24 protein-coding genes, 3 tRNA genes and 1 other RNA gene are annotated in these 19,438 nt (G+C 55.5%); 19 read left to right on the plus strand and 9 right to left on the minus strand.

Going from position 1 to position 19,438, the window contains the following annotated elements:
• Positions 1 to 86 precede the first annotated feature (86 nt).
• Together ACNO7C_RS02785 and ACNO7C_RS02790 are read right to left on the minus strand one after the other, a co-directional pair.
• Positions 87 to 200, minus strand: a tRNA-Glu gene (locus ACNO7C_RS02785).
• A 102-nt stretch (positions 201 to 302) separates the two neighbouring features.
• A tRNA-Ser gene (locus ACNO7C_RS02790) sits at positions 303 to 399 on the minus strand.
• A 166-nt stretch (positions 400 to 565) separates the two neighbouring features.
• Here ACNO7C_RS02790 and ACNO7C_RS02795 point away from each other — a divergent pair.
• Positions 566 to 1,318, plus strand: a complete 753-nt coding sequence (locus ACNO7C_RS02795) for an ATP/GTP-binding protein (protein ID WP_460025478.1) — start codon at positions 566 to 568, stop codon at positions 1,316 to 1,318.
• Here ACNO7C_RS02795 and ACNO7C_RS02800 read toward each other — a convergent pair.
• Complete coding sequence (locus ACNO7C_RS02800; protein WP_460025479.1) at positions 1,315 to 2,505, minus strand: Cdc6/Cdc18 family protein; 1,191 nt, start codon at positions 2,503 to 2,505, stop codon at positions 1,315 to 1,317. The genes ACNO7C_RS02795 and ACNO7C_RS02800 overlap by 4 nt on opposite strands.
• A gap of 174 nt (positions 2,506 to 2,679) precedes the next feature.
• On the opposite strand from ACNO7C_RS02800, the gene ACNO7C_RS02805 reads away from it, so the two are divergent.
• The 3 genes from ACNO7C_RS02805 (at position 2,680) to ACNO7C_RS02815 (ending at position 3,330) form a co-directional block, all read left to right on the plus strand.
• Positions 2,680 to 2,777, plus strand: a tRNA-Ser gene (locus ACNO7C_RS02805).
• A gap of 121 nt (positions 2,778 to 2,898) precedes the next feature.
• Entirely contained in the window at positions 2,899 to 3,120 is a 222-nt protein-coding gene (locus ACNO7C_RS02810; RefSeq protein ID WP_318536308.1) for an LSm family protein, read from the plus strand.
• Between the two features lie 12 nt (positions 3,121 to 3,132).
• Complete coding sequence (locus ACNO7C_RS02815) at positions 3,133 to 3,330, plus strand: 50S ribosomal protein L37e (RefSeq protein WP_318536307.1); 198 nt, start codon at positions 3,133 to 3,135, stop codon at positions 3,328 to 3,330.
• On the opposite strand, the gene ACNO7C_RS02820 is transcribed toward ACNO7C_RS02815, so the two are convergent.
• Positions 3,310 to 3,774 carry a RecB-family nuclease gene (locus tag ACNO7C_RS02820; protein WP_460025480.1) on the minus strand — a complete coding sequence of 155 codons (465 nt, stop codon included), beginning with the start codon at positions 3,772 to 3,774 and terminating at the stop codon, positions 3,310 to 3,312. The two genes, ACNO7C_RS02815 and ACNO7C_RS02820, sit on opposite strands and share 21 nt — an antisense overlap.
• 176 nt (positions 3,775 to 3,950) lie before the next feature.
• On the opposite strand from ACNO7C_RS02820, the gene ffs reads away from it, so the two are divergent.
• From ffs to ACNO7C_RS02855, 7 genes are all read left to right on the plus strand, one after another.
• An RNA gene (gene ffs, locus ACNO7C_RS02825) (signal recognition particle sRNA) lies at positions 3,951 to 4,267 on the plus strand.
• Positions 4,268 to 4,705: 438 nt separating this feature from the next.
• Entirely contained in the window at positions 4,706 to 5,665 is a 960-nt protein-coding gene (locus tag ACNO7C_RS02830; protein ID WP_460025481.1) for a DNA cytosine methyltransferase, read from the plus strand.
• A gap of 57 nt (positions 5,666 to 5,722) precedes the next feature.
• Positions 5,723 to 6,295 (plus strand): DNA-directed RNA polymerase, encoded by a 573-nt coding sequence (locus ACNO7C_RS02835; protein WP_460025482.1) that lies wholly within the window; start codon positions 5,723 to 5,725, stop codon positions 6,293 to 6,295.
• Positions 6,288 to 6,494 carry a transcription elongation factor subunit Spt4 gene (spt4, locus tag ACNO7C_RS02840; RefSeq protein WP_318536303.1) on the plus strand — a complete coding sequence of 69 codons (207 nt, stop codon included), beginning with the start codon at positions 6,288 to 6,290 and terminating at the stop codon, positions 6,492 to 6,494. The genes ACNO7C_RS02835 and spt4 overlap by 8 nt, the downstream gene beginning before the upstream one ends.
• A gap of 2 nt (positions 6,495 to 6,496) precedes the next feature.
• A complete protein-coding gene (locus ACNO7C_RS02845; RefSeq protein WP_460025483.1) occupies positions 6,497 to 7,477 on the plus strand; it encodes a deoxyhypusine synthase in 981 nt (326 codons plus the stop codon).
• Positions 7,477 to 8,490, plus strand: a complete 1,014-nt coding sequence (locus ACNO7C_RS02850) for an MraY family glycosyltransferase (protein ID WP_460025484.1) — start codon at positions 7,477 to 7,479, stop codon at positions 8,488 to 8,490. The genes ACNO7C_RS02845 and ACNO7C_RS02850 overlap by 1 nt, the downstream gene beginning before the upstream one ends.
• Positions 8,491 to 8,495: 5 nt before the next feature.
• Positions 8,496 to 8,723 carry a hypothetical protein gene (locus ACNO7C_RS02855; protein ID WP_460025485.1) on the plus strand — a complete coding sequence of 76 codons (228 nt, stop codon included), beginning with the start codon at positions 8,496 to 8,498 and terminating at the stop codon, positions 8,721 to 8,723.
• Here the strand turns inward: ACNO7C_RS02855 and ACNO7C_RS02860 are convergent.
• Positions 8,704 to 9,165 (minus strand): pantetheine-phosphate adenylyltransferase, encoded by a 462-nt coding sequence (locus tag ACNO7C_RS02860; protein WP_460025486.1) that lies wholly within the window; start codon positions 9,163 to 9,165, stop codon positions 8,704 to 8,706. The two genes, ACNO7C_RS02855 and ACNO7C_RS02860, sit on opposite strands and share 20 nt — an antisense overlap.
• A gap of 260 nt (positions 9,166 to 9,425) precedes the next feature.
• On the opposite strand from ACNO7C_RS02860, the gene ACNO7C_RS02865 reads away from it, so the two are divergent.
• Both ACNO7C_RS02865 and ACNO7C_RS02870 read left to right on the plus strand, forming a co-directional pair.
• Entirely contained in the window at positions 9,426 to 10,493 is a 1,068-nt protein-coding gene (locus ACNO7C_RS02865; RefSeq protein ID WP_460025487.1) for an ABC transporter ATP-binding protein, read from the plus strand.
• On the plus strand, positions 10,486 to 11,355 hold the full coding sequence (locus ACNO7C_RS02870) for an ABC transporter permease (RefSeq protein WP_460025488.1): 870 nt from the start codon (positions 10,486 to 10,488) through the stop codon (positions 11,353 to 11,355). The genes ACNO7C_RS02865 and ACNO7C_RS02870 overlap by 8 nt, the downstream gene beginning before the upstream one ends.
• A 656-nt stretch (positions 11,356 to 12,011) precedes the next feature.
• Here the strand turns inward: ACNO7C_RS02870 and ACNO7C_RS02875 are convergent.
• Complete coding sequence (locus ACNO7C_RS02875; RefSeq protein ID WP_318536295.1) at positions 12,012 to 12,410, minus strand: translation initiation factor IF-5A; 399 nt, start codon at positions 12,408 to 12,410, stop codon at positions 12,012 to 12,014.
• A 66-nt stretch (positions 12,411 to 12,476) separates the two neighbouring features.
• On the minus strand, positions 12,477 to 13,832 hold the full coding sequence (gene serS, locus ACNO7C_RS02880; protein WP_460025889.1) for a serine--tRNA ligase: 1,356 nt from the start codon (positions 13,830 to 13,832) through the stop codon (positions 12,477 to 12,479).
• A gap of 172 nt (positions 13,833 to 14,004) precedes the next feature.
• Here serS and ACNO7C_RS02885 point away from each other — a divergent pair, with 172 nt between their 5' ends.
• On the plus strand, positions 14,005 to 14,319 hold the full coding sequence (locus tag ACNO7C_RS02885; RefSeq protein ID WP_460025489.1) for an AbrB/MazE/SpoVT family DNA-binding domain-containing protein: 315 nt from the start codon (positions 14,005 to 14,007) through the stop codon (positions 14,317 to 14,319).
• A 3-nt stretch (positions 14,320 to 14,322) separates the two neighbouring features.
• Here ACNO7C_RS02885 and ACNO7C_RS02890 read toward each other — a convergent pair whose 3' ends face one another.
• Positions 14,323 to 14,733, minus strand: coding sequence for a hypothetical protein (locus tag ACNO7C_RS02890; protein WP_460025490.1), 411 nt, complete (start codon positions 14,731 to 14,733; stop codon positions 14,323 to 14,325).
• 252 nt (positions 14,734 to 14,985) lie between these two features.
• Here ACNO7C_RS02890 and ACNO7C_RS02895 point away from each other — a divergent pair, with 252 nt between their 5' ends.
• Positions 14,986 to 15,231 carry a hypothetical protein gene (locus ACNO7C_RS02895; RefSeq protein WP_460025491.1) on the plus strand — a complete coding sequence of 82 codons (246 nt, stop codon included), beginning with the start codon at positions 14,986 to 14,988 and terminating at the stop codon, positions 15,229 to 15,231.
• On the opposite strand, the gene ACNO7C_RS02900 is transcribed toward ACNO7C_RS02895, so the two are convergent.
• Positions 15,228 to 16,295 (minus strand): arginase family protein, encoded by a 1,068-nt coding sequence (locus tag ACNO7C_RS02900; protein ID WP_460025492.1) that lies wholly within the window; start codon positions 16,293 to 16,295, stop codon positions 15,228 to 15,230. The genes ACNO7C_RS02895 and ACNO7C_RS02900 overlap by 4 nt on opposite strands.
• Before the next feature lie 137 nt (positions 16,296 to 16,432).
• On the opposite strand from ACNO7C_RS02900, the gene ACNO7C_RS02905 reads away from it, so the two are divergent.
• The 4 genes from ACNO7C_RS02905 to ACNO7C_RS02920 are packed head-to-tail and all read left to right on the plus strand — an operon-like array spanning position 16,433 to position 19,414.
• A complete protein-coding gene (locus ACNO7C_RS02905) occupies positions 16,433 to 16,999 on the plus strand; it encodes a 2-oxoacid:acceptor oxidoreductase family protein (RefSeq protein WP_460025890.1) in 567 nt (188 codons plus the stop codon).
• A gap of 10 nt (positions 17,000 to 17,009) precedes the next feature.
• A complete protein-coding gene (porD, locus tag ACNO7C_RS02910; RefSeq protein WP_460025891.1) occupies positions 17,010 to 17,288 on the plus strand; it encodes a pyruvate synthase subunit PorD in 279 nt (92 codons plus the stop codon).
• Between the two features lie 3 nt (positions 17,289 to 17,291).
• Positions 17,292 to 18,479 (plus strand): transketolase C-terminal domain-containing protein, encoded by a 1,188-nt coding sequence (locus ACNO7C_RS02915; RefSeq protein WP_460025493.1) that lies wholly within the window; start codon positions 17,292 to 17,294, stop codon positions 18,477 to 18,479.
• Positions 18,479 to 19,414 (plus strand): thiamine pyrophosphate-dependent enzyme, encoded by a 936-nt coding sequence (locus ACNO7C_RS02920; protein WP_460025494.1) that lies wholly within the window; start codon positions 18,479 to 18,481, stop codon positions 19,412 to 19,414. The genes ACNO7C_RS02915 and ACNO7C_RS02920 overlap by 1 nt, the downstream gene beginning before the upstream one ends.
• The last annotated feature ends 24 nt before the right edge of the window (positions 19,415 to 19,438 follow it).

Raw genomic sequence — 19,438 nt, forward strand, 5'->3', positions numbered from 1 at the left:
CCCCAAAGGCGCATCTCCCTTACCTTGCAACAGGGAGTTTCCGCGAATTACCTATTGTGTCCATCGCCAGTTTAATTGTGAGAAAGTGCCCCGGCCGGGATTTGAACCCGGGATCCTCGGCTTTCTCCGGGGTATTGTGCCTCGAAAGGCCGATATCCTTTCGGCCCTCGCGCAGGTTGACCGGGCTAGACGACCGGGGCTTCGCTTTTCTTGAAATGCCGAGAGTTGATAAATCTTCCGTCGGTCTTCGGCAGGTGAGAAAGCGTAAGTTTAAGCTAGGCTAACTAGGAGTTTTTTCAAAGTGGCGCCGGGGCCGGGATTCGAACCCGGGCACCCCAGAGGGGTAATGGCTTTCTGAGGACTCCAGGCCATCGCCTTGGTCCGCTCGGCCACCCCGGCTTCTGGTTTGAAAAAGCGGTGACAAGATATAAAGACATCGCCGAGAGAGTGCGCTTAACTTCTGACAAGATTTTAGCGGTTAGCCATTACTTCCGCGGAGTGCAAGATGGTCGGTAACCCCAAGCATTTTTTTATCTGAAGAGGCTCTGTGGTGAAGGGGGAGGCTATGAAAAACATTGTTCTTTTCATAGGTCCGGCGGGTAGCGGAAAGACGACACTGACGGCCTCGCTTGGACGTTGGCTCTGGAGCAAGATGCTCACGCCTACAGCGTACATCAACCTGGATCCAGGAGCAGAGTTCCTTCCCTATGAGCCTGACATAGACATACGACAGTACGTGACCACGGAGAAGGTAATGAGGGAGTATGGTCTCGGACCTAACGGTGCACTGATAAAGAGCATTGAGATAGCCTGTAGCTATCTCCGCGAAATTGCTGAAAGAACCTCAAAGCTCCCAGCTCCGTACATACTTGTCGACACGCCAGGGCAAATGGAGCTCTTCCTTTTCAGGGAGTTTGGACCGAGGTTTATCAGAGAATTCAAGCAGTTGGGTTACATCATAGGAGTCGTCATACTGGACCCCACACTCACGAGAAAAGCTCAAGACGTCACCTCTCTCAAGCTTCTCTCACTAATCGCGAGCCTGAGGTTGGGCGTGGACGTTATCCCGGTTATCAACAAGGCTGACCTCGTTGAAGGGGACCTAAGGTTATTTAAGGACAACGAGTACCTACGATTGAAGGTCAAAGAAACGGGTGAAGGAATAATCGGCGAAATATCCGAGAGAATACTGGAACTGCTTGATGACTACAAGCTCGCCACGAGAATACCTCTCCTCTCAGCAACCACTGGCGTTGGACTGGAAGAGCTTTACGACATGCTTCACGAAATCTTCTGCGCGTGCGGTGACCTGACCTAGATCGACAGGAGGGTTTTCAGTATGGGATCCGACGCCAGCCCCTCCTCCACGTTCTTCATCGGGACGCCGATTGATACTACCTTTGTCCTGCCGTAGCGACCCAGACTGATTACCCTGGCGTTGATGATTCCCACGACATCGAGCTCGTTGATGACGTCGCTTATCCTTCGCGAGGTAACAGGTTCCATGCCGATTTTTGATACAAGCTCCTTGTACTTATCATACACGAGACCAGTCGTTATGAGCTTTGTCCCGCCGTCCCTTGAGAGGAGGTAAATCGCTGCAAGCACGAGCTTTACGTGAAGAGGCATCGTTTTTATGATGTCTACTGCTAGGTTCTTCTCAATCTCGTTTCTCGCCTTGTCCACATGAACCTCCGTGATCTTGTCCGCGCCCTCTCTCTCAGCTATATCGGCGGCTTTCAAGAGGATGTCCAAAGCCAACCTACAGTCCCCATTCTGTCTTGCTGCTATAGCAGCTACCTTCTTTAGTATTTCATCGTCAACAACACCGTCCCCCAGAGCCTCTCGAGCTCTGCGCCGCAAGATGTCCTCGAGCTGCACTGCGTTGTAGGGTGGAAATACAAGCTCTTCCTCGCCGAGGCTACTTTTGACGCGCGCATCGAGAAACTCGGTGAACTTTAAGTCGTTCGTTATGCCTATGACGCTTACCTTAGAGTTTACGAGCTCCTCGTTTATACGGGTCAAGAAGTAGAGTACATCATCGCCGTTCCTTTTCACAAGGTTATCAACCTCGTCCAGGACAACCACGTATATGCCACGGCGGCGTTCGAGCCCCTGCACCAGTCTCTTCATGACTTCTCCGAGTGCAAGACCCGTAAAGGGAACTTTTACTCCCAGATGCTTCGCTAGCTCAGCTAAGACACGGTAGCTCGTGTTATTCTGGCGACAGTTTATGTAGACGAAGTCTACCTTGTTTTGGGCTTTTTCCTTTATCTTCCTGAGAACATACTTAGTAACTGCGGTCTTTCCCGTACCTGTAAGCCCGTAGATAAAGATGTTTGAGGGACGCGAGCCGGTGAGTGCCGGAGCCAGAATTTTGGCTAAAGTTACTATCTGATCATCCCTGTGCGGCAGCTCTTCGGGAACGTAGTCCGGGAGCAGCTTCTCTCTATCTTTGAATATCCTCGACTCCAGGTACTGATGGAAGATCTCCTCGATAGACATAATCCACCCAACTTTGCTCTATCCACTACTAATTTGCAAAATGCACATTTTCCGCCCAACGTTTAAAATCGATACAGTTGGAATACGATGGTAATAGAAAACCATCCACCGGAACCTCTGGTTGAGAGTCAGGCGATGTCTTTATATCTTGTCACCGCTTTTTTCAAACCAGAAGCCGGGGTGGCCGAGCGGCCCAAGGCGGTGGACTCGAGATCTCGGCGTGAAATCCACTGCCCCTCTGGGGTGCCCGGGTTCGAATCCCGGCCCCGGCGCTCCACGTAACATCCTTATGTAGCTCCGAAGACCCTGAGTTTATCCGCTCTAGGAAAGTGGGGTAAGGTGAACGCAAAAAGGTTTTAAAGCCTGGTGAGCAGAGAAATGCAGGCATGGAGTATGGAGGGAGCGGTTGATCTGCTAGCAGAGAGCGTTGGAAAAAGCGTACTCGTGAAGCTTAAAGGCGGACGCGAGATAAGGGGTATTCTCAAGGGCTACGACCATCACCTCAACCTAGTTTTGGAAAACGCTGAAGAGATTAGAAGCAACAGGACGAGGCAGTACGGCATAATCGTTGTAAGAGGCGATAATGTAGTTCTCATTAGCCCTGCGCCTGCGTAGAGGTGAGCTCTAGTGGTCAAAGGAACTACGTCGTTTGGTAAGAAGGGGCGCGGAAAGACACACATCAGGTGTCGGAGGTGTGGACACCACAGCTTTAACGTAGCTAAGGGTTACTGTGCACACTGTGGGTTCGGCCGATCGAAGAGAATCCGAAACTACAGCTGGAAGAACAAAAAACCGATTACGAGGCTACGCTTGCCCGCGAAGTAGCAGTTTCACCTTGTAGAGTGTTATAGCGACGAGCGCTGTCGTCCCGACGTCCTCCTCTACATCCTTAGGGCTCACGTTCTCGCCCATCTTTAGCTCGCGGAGAGAGAGTCCCGGTTCACTGCCCCCGAAGACTAGCAGCACTTTATCGCTCTCCCCAGTCTCTTTTAAGACCTGAGCAAGAACGTCTTCTAAGTTACTGCCCCCGTACTTAGACGGCATCACGAGGAGCACTTTTCTGGGTTCTAAGAGTTCAATGGCTTCAGCCAGATCCGCTAAAACCATGAAGCTTCGTCCGAGTTTGTACGCTACTTTTTGGGCCTCCGGAACCCCCGCTTGGGCTGCTGCACCCACGGCCTTCGTCACGACGAAGTAGTTGAAACCTAGCCCGTAGACTGTCCGCGCAACCTCAGCGAGGCGCTGAGAGCTCGAGGTGTTATGGAGCACGGGTATTATAATAGGCGTTCGCGATCACCGAGTCTGTGTACTCCATCCTAAATTTAAGGCTCTTGTTGCTCTGCACGCAAGTACTAGCCAGAGCGCGCTCCTACACTGTGAAAGGCGCAGGAGTGAAGAGGGTTGAGCAAACTCTTAATAGTCCCCTTCTCTACTGTATAACTGGCCCGGCGGGAGCCCCGGGGGGCTAGCCCTCCCCTGTGACCGCAAACGGGCTCATGGCGGGGGGCGTTAACCTCCGAGGGCGCCTGAAAGCCCCTCGCGCCCGGACCGCGCACCTACGGGTGCGCTCCGGGTCCGCGGGACACCCCGCTCCGTGCTAATCCCCTCGTAGGAGGGGTGAAGCACGGGAAGGCCGAAGCGGGTTAGGCCCGGGAGGGAGCGGCCCTAAGGCCGGCGGGGTGTGTTCGCGGGTGCTCGGGGTGAGAGGTAGGTGCGGAGGACCGGCGCAGGGGGCGCAGGCCACCTCGGGGGATGCCGCCGGGCCCCTCGCGGCATCCCCTATCATTTTCAATCGAAAAGCCGTTTTAGGCAGGTGTTTGAGATGTAAAGTTTAAGCCGGTGTTTATACAGTTATTAATCGGCGCGGTGGCCTACCGGGCGGGCGCCGGCCGGCCTCGGCGACGGGCCGGCTGTGGAACCCCCTCCCCTCCGTGGCTCGCGGCCGCGCAAGCGGCACGGCGAAACGCCGTGGGAGGGCGAAGGCACCTAGGTCGTATGGAAATGAACTCCTCGCCGGGAGGGATGACGGCCTAGGCAGGCGTGGGATGCCCTCCCCGCGGGGCAGGGTCAAACAGGCCCCATGAAAGGCCACGGTGAGGGCCGGGTGGACCCCTAGACAGATCCCGCCTAAACAGAAGAGGGGGTACGAGTAGGCCACCGCGCCGCATTTAAAACTTACTCGTGCTCTGAAACCATGGGTATGTTCAGGCTGCTGGACCTCTTCGCGGGTGCTGGGGGCTTCTCGAGGGGGTTCAAGGAAGAGGGCTTCAGGATAGAGTTGGGAGTGGAGAACATGCCGGTTATAGCCGAGACATACGCGGCTAACTTCCCAGAAGCCAAAGTTTTGGCCTCGGATATCCGCGAAGTCCACTCCTCCGAGATTTTGAAGCTCCTGGGAGGCAGACCTGACGTCGTGATAGGTGGTCCGCCATGCGAGGGCTTCACACGCGCTAATCCACGGCGGAGAGAGGATCCTTACGAGAGGCTCTACGATGACCCGCTCGGCTCCCTCGTTCTGCATTTCATAAGAATAGTCGGTGACCTCGAGCCGAAGGTTTTCGTTATGGAGAATGTCCCAGGGATCGTGGACGACGGTTTAGACGTACTCCTTAGGAGGGAGTTCGCCGCTGTGGGCTTCAGCAAAATCTACTTCAACATTCTGAGGGCTGAGGACTACGGCACGCCCTCCCACCGAACTCGCATTTTCATCTCCAACATACCGATCAACCCCCCTAAGGGGAGAAAGGTCGTCGTCTTAGAGGCGATTAAAGACTTACCACCGCCCGACGCCTACCACGGGATACCGAACCACGAGCCGGTACCACTGGGCCCGCGTAGGTTTAAGCGAATCTCAAAGCTTAAATGGGGTGAACCCCTCGTGAGGTACAGGGGCTACAAGGGGAGAGTGCTCCATAACATAATTAGGCTTCACCCGTACCGCGTCGCCCCGACCGTCATGGGGTCTTCGCGCTTTGTACACCCGTTCGAGGACAGGCTTCTCACGGTCAGAGAGCAAGCGCGCCTGATGGGTTTCCCGGACCACCATGTTTTTCTCGGTGGAAGAGACCTCCAGTTCAACCAGGTCGGGGAAGCTGTGCCCGTCCCGCTGGCGAGAGCTATAGCGCGGGAGGTCAAAAAATACCTTGTGAGCGAGGTGTAGCCATTTTTCAATGAAAAATGATATAAATTGTACCGCATGACGGGGATTTGGTGTTTTATGTACAAGCTGATAGTGTTTGAGGACATGATAAGAATACCTCCGCGGCTCTTCGGTAAACCGCTGAGAGAAGCAGCCCTGGAAATACTTAGGGAGAGCTTTGAGGGCAGGGTGCTTGAAGGCATCGGGCTCGTAGTCTCCGTGCTCGATGCTGAGGCATCCGAGGAGGGATACCTGACCTTCGGCGACGGGAGCTCTTACCACCAGGCCCGCTTCACGGCATTAGTGTTTAGCGCTGTAAACCAGGAGGTCGTCGAAGGGGAGGTCGTATTAGTAGAGAACATAGGGATCACCGTTAGGCTCGGGGCTGTTGATGGTTTTGTTCACAAATCTCAGGTTTTTCCGACAAGAGACGTTATGTACGATAGGGATCAAGGCATCGTCATAGCCGAGAGCGGTAAGAGGATAATCAGAAGAGGGGACATCGTTCGGGCGCGCGTCATAGGCGTCGGCTACGACGAGCAGAGAGGGGTCATGCGCGTGCGCCTGACGATGCGTCAGCCTTACCTCGGGAAACTCGAGTACGTCAAAGAGCTAATAGAGAGGGCTCGGGGTGAGAAGCAAGGTGCCTAAGAGAAAGCTACCTCTAAAAGCCTGCACAAACTGCAAGGCGCTTCTGAACGACGACGTGGAAGTATGCCCGGTGTGCGGGGGACGCGAGTTTTCCGATGACTGGGACGGCTTCGTGGCTGTCGTGGATGTCGAGAACTCGCAGGTGGCCAAACTGCTAGGCATCCGGAAGCCCGGAATCTACGCCTTGAAGGTGCGCTAGGAATGGCGGTCGACAGGTCCATGCTTCTCTCACGCCCGGTGGAAGACCTAACCCTGCTCGACGCAGTCGAGGATGCCGCCAGGCTGGTCAAACTGCTCGAGAAGGTGGGCGGCTTCTCCACTAGGTACGTCGTGAAGAGCGTGGAGACCCTGCTCGAGATGTACAGAAGCGGGGCTACAGTTTTTCTAAGCTTTCCAGCAAACTTGGTAGCAACCGGGCTCAGAGGTCTCTTAGCGGACTTCATCGAGCACGGGTTGGCGCAAGCGGTGATCACCACCGGTGGCACATACGACCACGATATAGCGAGGGGGCAGGGCTACAAGTACTACGTCGGCGAGTTTGAGTACGATGACGCTTTCCTGCTAGAGCTGGAAATCCACAGGCTGGGGAACATCCTCATACCTTTCGAGAACTACGGTCCTCCTATCGAGGGCTTCACCCACATGATGCTTGAGGAGCTAGTGAGGATTAAGCAGGAGTGGTCCCCCAGCGAGCTCGCGCTCGAGGCGGGAAGGAGGCTCACCGATGAAAACTCCATTTTAAGGCAGGCCTTCCGGAAAAGTGTCCCCGTGTTTGCGCCGGGCTTGGTCGATTCCGCCTTCGGGACTGCTATATACACCTTCAACGAGAAGAGCAGGTCGAGCTCCGAGGTGAAGCCGGTACAGCTCAACGTCGTAGCAGATATGGGGAAAATAGCTGAGATGGTCTTCGCGGCCGAGAAGCTGGGCGGGATAATGCTCGGCGGGGGCATCTCGAAGCATCACCTCATCTGGTGGGCGCAGTTCCGGGAGGGCCTTGACTACGCCGTCGCGATAACCTCGGCGCCCGAGTGGGACGGTAGCTTGAGCGGGGCTAGAACGCGCGAGGCTATAAGCTGGGGTAAGGTGAAGCCAAAGGCCGCCCACGTTACCGTCCCCGGAGACGCGACGCTGATCTTCCCGGTGATCGCAGGCTACGTGGCGAAGGAAATGGGTGTGGTTTAATGAACATCCTGGTTCCCGTAGTGGGACTTTTCATCTCCTTCCTTTTAGTCAGGCTGACAGCGGAGCCACTGATCAGCTACCTTAGAGCCCGCGGCCTCGTGCGGCCGGACGCCCACAAGCCCGGGAGCCCAGAGGTTGCTCACAGTGGCGGTGTGATCCTCTTCCTCGGCGTCTCCGCGGCTGTTGCCCTAACAGCACTGGCCGCCGAGCCCACGGCTTCCGCTAGGGTGCTGGTGGCCTTCGCGAGCGCGGCCATATGCTTCGCCGTGGGGCTCGTCGACGACATTAAGATACTGAGAGGCCCCGTGAAGACGCTCCTAAGCATCCTCGGGATACTACCAATACTCGTGGTCGGCGTCACTAGCCCGGGTCTGATAGAGTGGGGTAGGCCCGAGCTACCCCTGATCGGGAGGTTGAGGCTCACCATAATATACTGGGCCCTCATGCCTATCTCAGTCGCGGGCGCTGCGAACGTCGTGAACATGCTGGACGTGATGAACGGTGTGGTCCCGGGAACCTCCATCGTCATCTTTTCAGCGCTCGCCCTCATAGGCGCTATCTTGAACAGAGAGGCGACCCTTACCCTCTCGCTCATCACGCTGGGAGCTCTACTCGCCTACTACAGGTACAACGCCTACCCCGCGAGAGTTTTCAACGGGGACAGCGGGAGCCTTTTTCTCGGAGCTCTCATCGGAGCACTAGCGGTCGTCGACCACCTCGAGTTCGTAGCCTTGACGCTCCTACTTCCGCACATTCTCAACGGCTTCTTCATCCTGGTGAGTTTCAGGGGGTTCAGGGAGCACCGCGAGGTGAGGAAGAGACCTATCTTAGTCGATAGCGACGGGACCCTGCGCGCGAACAGCGACCCAGAGGCCCCCCTATCCCTGACGCGCCTCATACTAGCCGTGGGGGGCCCCTCGAGCGAGCAGGAGGTGGCTAAAGCCTATGTCGCGATCGAGCTCGTCGCAGCGGCCCTAGCTGTTCTCTCGGCCCTTCTTACACCGACGCGGTGATACGTGTGAGGCTAGGGAGAGTCCTCGGCGTCGTGGGCTCCATTATCCTCGCAACCTGGCTGATACTCTTAGCGATAGTCGTGGCGGCTGAGTCGGTGGCAAGGCTCTTCACCGGAGTGGACAGGAGCGTCGTGGGCCTGGGCGTTTTTCTGGCATTCTTGGCGTTGGCGGTGGCGTTAGCGGAGGCTTTAAGAGTAAAGGTTCTACCGAAGCTCATCTCCGCCCGAGCTTAGTCCGCCAGAGGAGAGTGCTGGAGAGCCTCACCCCTCCAACCGTCAATATCTCAACGGCGTATATCCGTAAGGGCGGTAGGCCTTTAATCCGCCTCAAGATATTGATCAGAAAAGCACCGTGGAGCGTTTCCTCCGACACGAAAATGCAGTCAGCCTCCCCGTCGTCCACCGCCGGCCCGTACGCATCGTGGATCTCGACGACTTCCACGCCTAAGCCGGGGCTCACCTCGCTGAGGTACCTCAGGACAGCGTCGGCGCGCTCCCGGAAGGGCTCAACAGGGTGGCCCTTACTCCTAGCCAGCTCGTCCGCAGTCACACCCACAAGCAGGCTCTCGGAGCGCTCAGCCGCGAAACCGAGGAGAAGCTTGTGACCTTCGTGGAGCAGGGAGAAGGTCCCGCCGACAACACCCTTCCTGCAGGGCTTCCCAGAAGCTTTCGCCACATGTGCTAAAGCGTAGCGTAGCTTTTGACCTTTGCCTTACCAGCATCTTCGAAGGAAGCGGATGCCTATAGTGTCTGAGACGATTCAAGGGTGAAAAGTGGAGTATAGATCAGGCGTCTAGGGGTCAGCTTGGCTCCACAGCCGTAAACTTCCACGGCACGTATGATTGTTGATTAGGAGAACTATGGTGAGAATCAAAAGTCAAAAATGGGGGTGGACTCATTAAGGAGTGAGATTGCGGTAAACCCCCGGTGGGTCCTGTGAGCGGTGAGGTCATACGCACGGAGGGGCTAACGAGGGTTTACAAGGTACTAAGCCGGGGGTTCTACGACCCAGGTGTTTACTACGAGACACTTGGAGGGAGGTTCCCGTACGAGGTGCTCATGCGCGCCATCGTGGGGGAGGTTGAGGTCCGCGCGCTGGACGGGGTCTCGATAAGGGTTAGGAAGGGCGAGTTTGTCTGCCTTCTGGGCCCGAACGGCTCTGGGAAGACCACGCTGATCAAGATCCTTGCGACCTTAATCCCTCCGACCAGTGGAAGAGCGGAGGTCATGGGCTACGACGTCGAGAAGGATAGAGACGAGGTCGTTAAGCACGTCACCTACATACCCTCTGTTGTGGGGGCGACCGCGTGGGCCCAGCTCAGGCTCACTGTGAGGCAGAACCTGAGGATAATGTCGCGGCTCTTCGGCATAGACCTCGAGGAGGTCCTGGAGGCGGCCAGGAGGCTAGGGCTCTCAGAGGTGATGGACAGGCCTCTGGGGTCCCTGTCAACTGGACAGCAAGCCAGGGTCGGCATGCTCATCGGGATCCTCAGGAGGACCCCCGTTTACCTGCTCGACGAGCCGATGATGGGCTTGAGCCCTGAGGCCGTGAGGACGGTCAAGGACTACCTAGGCAAGCTGAACAGGGAGTTCGGCGTCACGGTACTCTACGCTACCCACCACCCCCTGGAGATCCAGGAGGAGGCCAGCAGGGTCATCATTCTTAGGAACGGCAGGGTCGTAGCGGACGGGGGAGTTGAGGAGCTGATAAAGCGGGCGAAGGTTGAGGAGTCCGTGCAGATGGAGGTCTACAACGCGTTCTTCGACCTGAGGTCCGCGCTGGAGGGGTTGAGGGAGCTCGGAGTGAGGTATGTAAGCCTCAGGGATCTGAGTCCCGAGGAGGGCAGGTACGAGGTAGCGCTGGGGGTTGAAAACACGGACGAGGTGTTGCCCAGGTTGCTGGAGAGGCTTGTATCCGAGGGGGCTAAGATCATCAGACTGAAGGTGAGGAGAGCGAACCTCGAGGACGCGTACCTTTACTACGTGGGTGGGACAGGTGGCTAGGACGACGCTCCTGCTGGAGGCTGTCAAGGTTAACCTGAGGCACTTGGCCACCTTCTACTACGAGGAGATATCTAACATTGCGGTCTGGTGGGTTTGGAACATCCCATTCCAGCTCCTTCAGGTGGTCTTCACGTTGCTCCTCTTCAAGTACTACGCCCTGGCCTTCGGGGGGTCGAGCGCTCTCTATGGAGGCAACTTCATGGCGTTCATAATCTCAGGGCTTATGGTTAACACGTTCCTGGACAGCGCCCTCACAGTCTACTACGAGGCTATAGGGGCCCTCTACCTAGGCAGGGTGGGGCTGGGAGGGGTTCACCTCTCGAGGAGGGATTACCTACAGCTGGCTGGAGTATCGCCGCTCACCTTCGTATTCGCCAGGGTCAGCTGGAGGTTCCTTATGGAGGCAGTGATGTTCGCCCTGTACCTGGTTATCGGGGTAGCGTTTTTCAACTTCCCGGTCTCTACGTGGGGGGACCCTGCTCTCGCTGTGGGAATAATCCTGCTCGGCGTGATCGCCTGCAGTGGCCTCGGCTTAATCTCCGCCTCAATGTACTGGATCGCCGGCTCCTACAGGGGGGTCGAGCCCATCTCCTGGTTTGTGAGGCTGGCGGTCCCTCTGGTGGCGGGGGTCTACGTACCTATCGTGGTCCTGCCCCGCGAGCTAAGGCTGCTAGGGAGCATGCTACCTCAGACCTACGTGATCGGCGCAGTCAGGGAGGTGATGCTTAGGGGGGCGAGGCTACCTGAGGTTGCACCCAGCCTAGCAGTGCTGGCTCTTCAGGCAGCGGTACTGGTCCCCCTCGGCCTCCTGCTCCTTAGGTTCTCCCTCACGCTCGCCAGGAAAAGGGCCACAATGTACTGACCGCCTACGCGCGTTTCACTCCTACAAACTACGTGTGCCCTCGCGGTGCAGTCCACCCACTGTGCTGAAAGAGCGCTCGGATCGCGTCAGTGACGCGCACTAGTCAAGCACTTCGGGGTCCTTAGACTCCTCGTCGCATGATTGAGGCAGATCTATTTCGGCCTCAATCTGTAGCCGCACAAGTCCCTGACTCGTGGCATTACGTCTAGGGCTCTAGATGCATGATTAAAGTACCTAGCGAGGGATCCTCCGCCGGGAAACTTGCGGTAGTAGTTAAAAAATGTCTTGAACCAGAAACCACGGACACTAATCCTCATGTAATACTAGTTCGTTCTTTCTCGTTTTTGATGTCTTTTTTTAATAAGACTGGTTACCTGTAATCTGCCGGGAGACCTGTCTTTACTTCATGGAGTCTGTGGAGAAGTAACTCAGCACTCAAGATCTCTTTCATTCTCCCTCCTCATGTAGATTCGAAGGGAGTCGCGGCCTGCCTGGGTCATCACCGTTCATTGCAGTGGCAAGGGTTTTATTTAAAACTCGCCTGTACCCGCGTCATCCTCCAAACGAAGTGCTTGCTTTCGCAGCAAATACAAGGTGAAGACCAGAGTTTTCAAGAGAGCAGCGGGTAGTTGCAGGTGTGCTGTAAGGTTGCTCCTTTAGCTTCTTACGCGCATTATCTTATAGCGGCCCATAACCTCCCATACTTCCACTTCTGCTCCTTCCGACAGCTTGCTCTTTATTTCCTCCTCTGCGGGCATGGGGACCTCGAATGTGCTGTAGTCATCCAGGCTCATCAGCTGTAGGTAGTCTCCGGTGATCGAAACGACCTGCGCGTTGAATTTCCTGATCATCGGCACGTCGACCTTAGCGTCTGTCGGGACCACGATGCTCCTCTTGGCCCCGTCGAAGAAGCCTATGCCGACTATCCTCGCTTTAGCCGAGCCGTGCTTCCCGGTCTTGCTCTTCTCAACCTCCACGACCTTGCAGGGCTCCCCGTCGATGACTATGAAAGACCCAACCTTAATGTTTCCAGCCTCCTCTGGGCGCGTGCTCATAGTTCCACAGACGTGAACTATGGCTTTAAGCTTAAAAACTTATGCTACTGCACCAGCTGTTAGCGTTTAGAAAACGAAGACTTTTAGCCTGGGCTCGACGGGCTCCAGGTACTTTCTCAGCACGCTCGGCACCTTCACGTAACCGTCGGGTGTCTGGTAGTTCTCAACTATCGCCGTTATCGTGCGCTGGATAGCTAGCGCGGTGCTGTTCAGCGTGTGGACGTACCCCTTGCTCGGCGCGCCTTTCACCTCCGCGTACCTAATGTTGAGCCTGTAGCTCTGCCAATCAGTGCAGTTGCTACAGGAGACCATCTCCCTGTACTTCCCCTGAGCCGGCATCCAGGCCTCGAGGTCGTACTTCTTCGCGGCCACCACGCCTAGGTCGCCCGAAGCGATGTTGACCACCCTGTAGGGGATGCCCAGGCCCTGCCACAGCTCCTCGGCGTTTTTGATCAGTTTCTCGTGCCACTCCCAGGACTCATCGGGGTGCGAGAAAACGAACTGCTCCACCTTGTTGAAATGGTGTACGCGGAATATGCCTTTCATGTCTTTCCCGTGAGCCCCGGCTTCCTTGCGGAAAGAGGGGCTAACGCCAGCGTAGAGGAGGGGGAGGTCTTTCTCGGTTATGACGTCGTTCGCGTGTAAAGCGGCTATGGGGTGCTCGGCTGTGCCTATCAGGTAGAGATCCTCGTTTTCTATCTTGTACACCATGTCCCTGAAGTCGTCGAAGCTGATCACGCCCTCAAGCACTCCCTGCTTAAGCATTAGGGGCGGCTGGAGTATGGTGAAGCCTTTCTTGGCCAGGCTCTCGAGAGCGTACATCGTAAGGGCTATATCCAGCCAAACAAGGTCATCGAACGCGTAGTAAAACCGGGAGCCGGCAACCTCGGACGCTTTCTCCGTGCTGGTCAGCCCTTTACCCTCTAGGAAGTCCGCGTGCCCGACGGGTTTCCAGTCGGCGACCTCGTACTCTACGTTGAATCCCTTCTCCCTAGTCTCCCGGAGGAACGCCTCGAGGAACTCTCGGGGCACGCGCGGCTTGCCCCAGTAGCGCACCGGAACGTTGTACGTCTCGTCAGGGCCTATAGGCACGCTCTCATGTATGATATTAGGGATCCTCCTGAGGATGTTCTCCCTCTCCCCCTCCAGGGACGACAGCTCCCTCTCGATAGCCTGCAGCTTTTCGCGGAGCCTCCGGGCCTCGTTTACAGCCCTCTCCCTCTCTTGGGCAGGTAGCTTACCTATCTGCTCGGACACCTTGTTCAGCTCGTGCCGCGCTTCATCGTACTCTCGCTTCTTTGCGCGCCACATCTCGTCGAGCTTCAGCGCCTCATCTACAAGAGAAGGATCCATGAACCGCGCCTTTAAGTTCCACCTGAGCTTTTCAGGATCGTTTCTCAAGTAGTAGAGTATTGACCACATCCCGCTCAACAACTCTTGGCGGGGGTGTTTTTAAGTAGTTAACGCCGGGGCGCTACTCAGCCCTGTCAGGGTTTTCTGCCGCAAAAGAGAAAAATCTTTTAGAGAGTGCTAGGTGGAATGGACGTGAAAAATATAAGACGTTTTTACAATACACACTATTGTGGGAGTGGTTATGGCGGAAAGGCGTCGTGGAGTAAAAGGGCTTGGGATAGAGTCTTTGCCGTATAGGATAAAGATGTACTCCAATAATCAGGTCCTCGTGCCGGCCAGCCTCGTGAGAAAGCTCGGGTTGCGGGACGTCGTTGAGGCTCAGGTGACGATAAGGTATGCCGGCTCGGAGCACACGTTTACGGCGAGGCTTCTTAAGACGAAGTACACGGATTCCAGGCAGTTCACCTTGCCTAAGGAGTTGCGCGAAAAACTCTCCATACCGCCGGGCGCTGAGGTAGAAGTCGTGAGTATAAAGCCGCTCAAGGTGCATGAGTGAGGATCATACGACGCCAAAGGGCTCCTCTGCCTGCTGGCGACCCTGGAGAGATGCTACGATGAGTAGTGCGCCCATAACGAAGTTGAAAATCTCTGATACAGAGCTAGCAATGAGCCCCACTAGTTGTTCCTTTTCACCAGCAGCGTAAATGGGTGAAACATACTTCAGCGTGCTCAGAGACCCCTTAACGTAGGAGATTATGTTTTCATAGTTCTTGAGTATGCTCTCGCCAACTTTAACCAGCTCTGGGTCGTTTAGCATGCCGACTATTTCCTCTCTCGCTATCTTTAAGAGGTTCTCAAGAGTTTGTAAACCCAGAGGTATCGCTGAGTCGTAATCTTTCCTTGCAAGGTACTCACTGAATTTCTGCGTGTACTCTTTCATCATCTCACTAAGCGCGACAACCGATGTCATCTTTATTTTCACCAGAAAGGCAATAAATTGCAAGATAGATTTTTCGTTGTTATTTAGCTCTAGGAGTACCAGGGCGAACCGGGTCGCGTGCCATGAACGGAGGGCTCGTCGATAATGCTGAGCCCATGAAAAACCGGGAGAGGGATCTCGGGTCAGCGAAAGGGGCCAGTGGGGGCAGAAAAGGAGGAGCCGTGTAAATTGGGCCAATATGTTTTTAAACGCAGGAGTCTTCCTTTTTTCCTAGTGGTGGCTTTGATAACTAAGAGTGACGTGGAGAAGAAGCTCAAGAGCATGTTCAAGGACGCTCAATTCGAGGTTCAGGTTAACGGTAAGAGCGTGAAGGTCGCCGTTGACGGGGTAGGGGAGACGCCGGGCGAGCTTTTTACAAAAATCGGAGAATTTGTAGAGTCGCTCACGCGGTTGACGGGCAACAGGGACGTGGACGTCATAGTCAGCATGCAGGGATCAGCTTTCGGAGTTGAAATTGAGGTATATTAGAACTTACACTCCCTGATTTTTTCCTTAAGCCACGCTACTCTGTCTTCAACAAGGCTCATAATGTCTCCACTGCTGGCGGTGCGTTCATCGCCGACAAGGAATGGGCTGGCGTCGCCACCGGCTATTCTAGAAAGCACTAGCGCCCAGACCCTGGACACGGTAGATGGAACGTACCCCCCTCCGCCCGTTACGAGCACTGGAGTACCGCCAGCCGCGTACCTTGACACAAATGATGCAAAGTGCATGTAAGAGTGCTCAGTGTAGTTTAGGTCCGTTAAAGGGTCACCCCTGTGGCCGTCGACGCCAGCTTGAATGATGAGGAAACCCGGTCTATACGCGTCGATGAGAGGGGTTATCACCTCTTCGAGAACCTTGATGAAGATGTCGTCGCCCGAGCCGAGGGGTACAGGTATGTTAAAGTTCCTGCAATAACCTGCCCCCTCGCCCAGCTCGTCGATCCAGCCGGTTCCGGGGTAAAAGCCGTACCCGTAGCCGTGAACGCTGATCTTGAGTACGTCGGTGGAGTAGAGTATCTGCTGAGTGCCATCACCGTGGTGGGCATCTATGTCGATTATGGCTACCCGCTCAACGCCGTGCCCGCGAAGCCACAGCGCAGTCACTGCTAAGTCATTGAAAACGCAGAAGCCTCCCGCGCTTCGCCTTCGCGCGTGGTGGAAGCCACCGTTAGGGTTAAACCCAACTCCCCCCTCCAGGAGAAGCCTACGGGCCAGCGTGAGCGTTGCGGCCGTTGTCGTTAAAGCGTCCTCAAACACACCTGGATAAGCAGGCGTGTCACCGTAATCGAGAAGACCCTTACCTTCGGTGGATTTACGCTTCACGAACTCGATGTAATCTCTATCATGCGCCCTCAGCAGCTCTTCCTCGCCTATAGGTGAGGGCTCCACGCGCTGAACAACCAGACTTTCTTCGAGTTGCGGCAACCTCTCGCTGTAAAAGAGCTTTATCCTGGTGATCCACGGGTCCCGCAGTGAGGGTGGAGTAAAAGCGATTCGTTTGAGCTCCTCCGCGTAAGCCACGAAGACCCGCATCAAGTGTCTAGGCATGCTCTATGGCTAATTAACTTTAACTCGGTTGGGCGAGGAAGCGGATACCACTGGTCCCAAGTCCTAAAGGCTCCTATTGCTTAAGGTTTATTATTCTTGGGCCATGTTTTAGTGCTTGAACGTCGATGAGCGATAGCATCTACGAAGTGCGTTGGCACGGCCGAGGAGGGCAGGGTGTTGTGACTTCCAGCGAGCTACTCGCGTTGTCGGCGCTAAAGGAGGGTAAGTATGTGTACCACGCGCCGGAGTTCGGCCCTGAGAGGCGGGGGGCGCCCGTCAGGGCATACACGAGGATCAGCGATCAACCCATAGAGCTGCACTCAAGCATATACAACCCCGACGCTGTGGTAGTGATCGACCCTTCTCTCCAGAACGAGGTGCAGTATATAACGCAGGGGCTTAAAAGCGGCGGGCTCATAGTCCTAAACTCGCAGAAGCCTCCTGAAGGCTTACTGAAAATTGCCAGGGAGCTCGGGGCAAAAGTGTGGCTTGTCGATGCCTACAGCATTGCGATGGAGATATTTGGCAGGCCGTTCTACAACACCCCGATGCTTGGTGCATTCGCCCGGGCGAGCGGTGTTGTGAAGCTCGAGACTGTGCTCGGTGTTATCGCGGAGAGGTTCGGCAGGGACCCGAAGCTCGCTGAAAGCAATGCTGTTGCTGTGAAGAAAGCGTACGAGATGGTGAGGGAGTATGAGTGGTGAGAGCTTGGTCTTGAAGATCAAATCGTGGAAGGATCTCCCCCTAGGGGGGATAATACCCGAACCGAAAACGAGCCTCTACAACAAGACCGGGAATTGGCGGGCGATGAAGCCGGTCCTGGACAACGGCAAGTGCATAAGGTGCTTGCTGTGCTGGATTCACTGCCCCGAGCCGGCCATACTGAGGGGGGACGACGACTCCGTTCAGATAGATTACGATTACTGCAAGGGGTGCGGGATATGCGCGAACATTTGCCCGGTTCACGCGATAGAGATGAGGCTTGAGGTGTAAAGCATGAGGGGTAAGCTTGTCGGGATGAACGGCGATAGAGCGGTAGCCTACGCCGTGAAGCAGGCAGAGGTAGACGTCATATCAGCCTATCCGATTACGCCACAGACGATCATCGTTGAAACTCTTGCGGAGTACGTGAACAACGGCGAGTTAGACGCGGCTTTTATTCCCGTGGAGAGCGAACACACAGCTTTATCTGCAGCTGTGGGGGCGTCGCTAACGGGTGCAAGGGTCTTCACCGCAACATCCAGTCAGGGGCTAGCGCTAATGTACGAGATCCTATGGATAGCAGCGGGTCTCAGAACGACGATTGTGATGGCGATGGGCAACCGCGCCCTATCACCCAATATAAACATTCACTGCTCCCACGATGACGCTTACGCGGCGCGCGACACCGGCTGGTTGCAGTTCTTCGCGGAAAACGTTCAGGAAGCCTACGATCTGACGCTGATGTCGTTCAGAATCTCTGAGGATCGGAGGGTTCTCTTCCCCAGCATTGTGAACCTTGATGGCTTCATTTTGACTCATGCTCTTGAGGGGCTATACGTGCTTGAAGACTCTGACGTGAAGGCGTTCCTGCCACAGAAAGAGCCTGTGAACCCCATTGACCCGGATAAACCTGCTACCTATGGGCCTCTGGACCTCTTCGACTGGTACATGGAGCACAAGCGTAATCAGTTTGAGTCTCTAGAGTCGGTGAGGCCAGTTATAAGGGAGGTCTTTGAGGAGTACGGTGAACTAACCGGTAGGAGGTATGCGCCGGTCAAAGCATTCAACGTCGAAGGGTCAGACGTGGTTCTCATGGTCCTGGGTAGCTCTGCTGGCACTGTGAGGTACGCGGCCAGGAGGCTCGCCGAGAGGGGAAAGAAGGTGGGGGTAGTGAGCCTGACACAGTACAGACCGTTCCCAGCCAGGGAGCTCCGTGAAGCTCTGAGAGGGGCCTCGGTGGTCGCGGTTATGGATCGTAGTGTCAGCTTCGGTAGCCCTGGGGCACAGCTGTTCATGGACGTGTCTGCGTCGCTTGTTAACTCTAAAGCGAAGCCGCTATTGTACAACGTTATATACGGTTTAGGCGGTAGGGACCTCACGCCGGCACACGTTGAGAGAATCGTCGAGATATCGGAGGCTGTTTTAAAGAAGGGTGAAGCTCCGGAAAGCCCTATATGGGTGGGGTTGAGAGGTGAGGAGTAGTGAGTGAGGCGAAGTTCATTAGGACTTTAAAGGAAATCCCGAGAGCAGAGTACTTTGCTCCAGGTCATAGGCTGTGCGCTGGATGCGGCATACCTCAGATAGTCAGGATGGCTTTAAAAGCCGTGCCGGATCCCAAGGTGGTTGTTAACGCCACGGGATGCCTGGAGGTCGCTACCACCATATTCCCCTATACAAGCTGGGGGGTTCCATGGGTCCACGTAGCCTTTGAGAACTCAGCGGCAGTAGCCAGTGGCATTGAATCCGCGTTTAAGATTCTAAGTAAGAAATACGGCAACAAGAAGCCTAAAGTCATCGTCTTCGCCGGCGACGGCGGTACGTTCGATATAGGATTCCAGGCATTGAGCGGTGCACTCGAGAGGGGGCATGACCTCATATACATATGCTACGACAACGAGGCCTACATGAACACCGGGATCCAGAGAAGCGGGGCAACGCCCAAAGGAGCCCACACCACAACCAGCCCCGCTGGGAAAGTGATACCCGGGAAGCTTGAGAGGAAGAAGAACCTCATAGACATAGCGATCGCACACGGGGTCCCGTATGCCGCCACGATGAACCCCGCCTTCCCGGTCGACATGTACAACAAGCTCGTTAAAGCCGCTTCCTTCAGCGGTCCCGTAGTGCTCCACTACTTCACCCCGTGTCCCACCGGCTGGTACTTTGACCCCTCGAGGAGCATCGAGGTCGCAAGGCTGGCCGTCCAGACGCGAATATGGCCGCTCTACGAGTACGAGAATGGCAAAATAAGGATCACAGTTCCCGTGAAGGAACCGAAACCCATAGAGGACTACTTCAAGCTTCAGGGTAGGTTCCGGCATCTGCTGGAGCCACAGAACAGGTGGCTCCTCGAGGAAATCAAGAGAGACATCGAGGAGAACTGGAACCGCCTGGTTAAGCTCGCCTCCCAATCCTAAAACACTACTTTTTTAAAGCTTTCT

Source organism: Infirmifilum tikiterense (genome assembly GCF_054696565.1).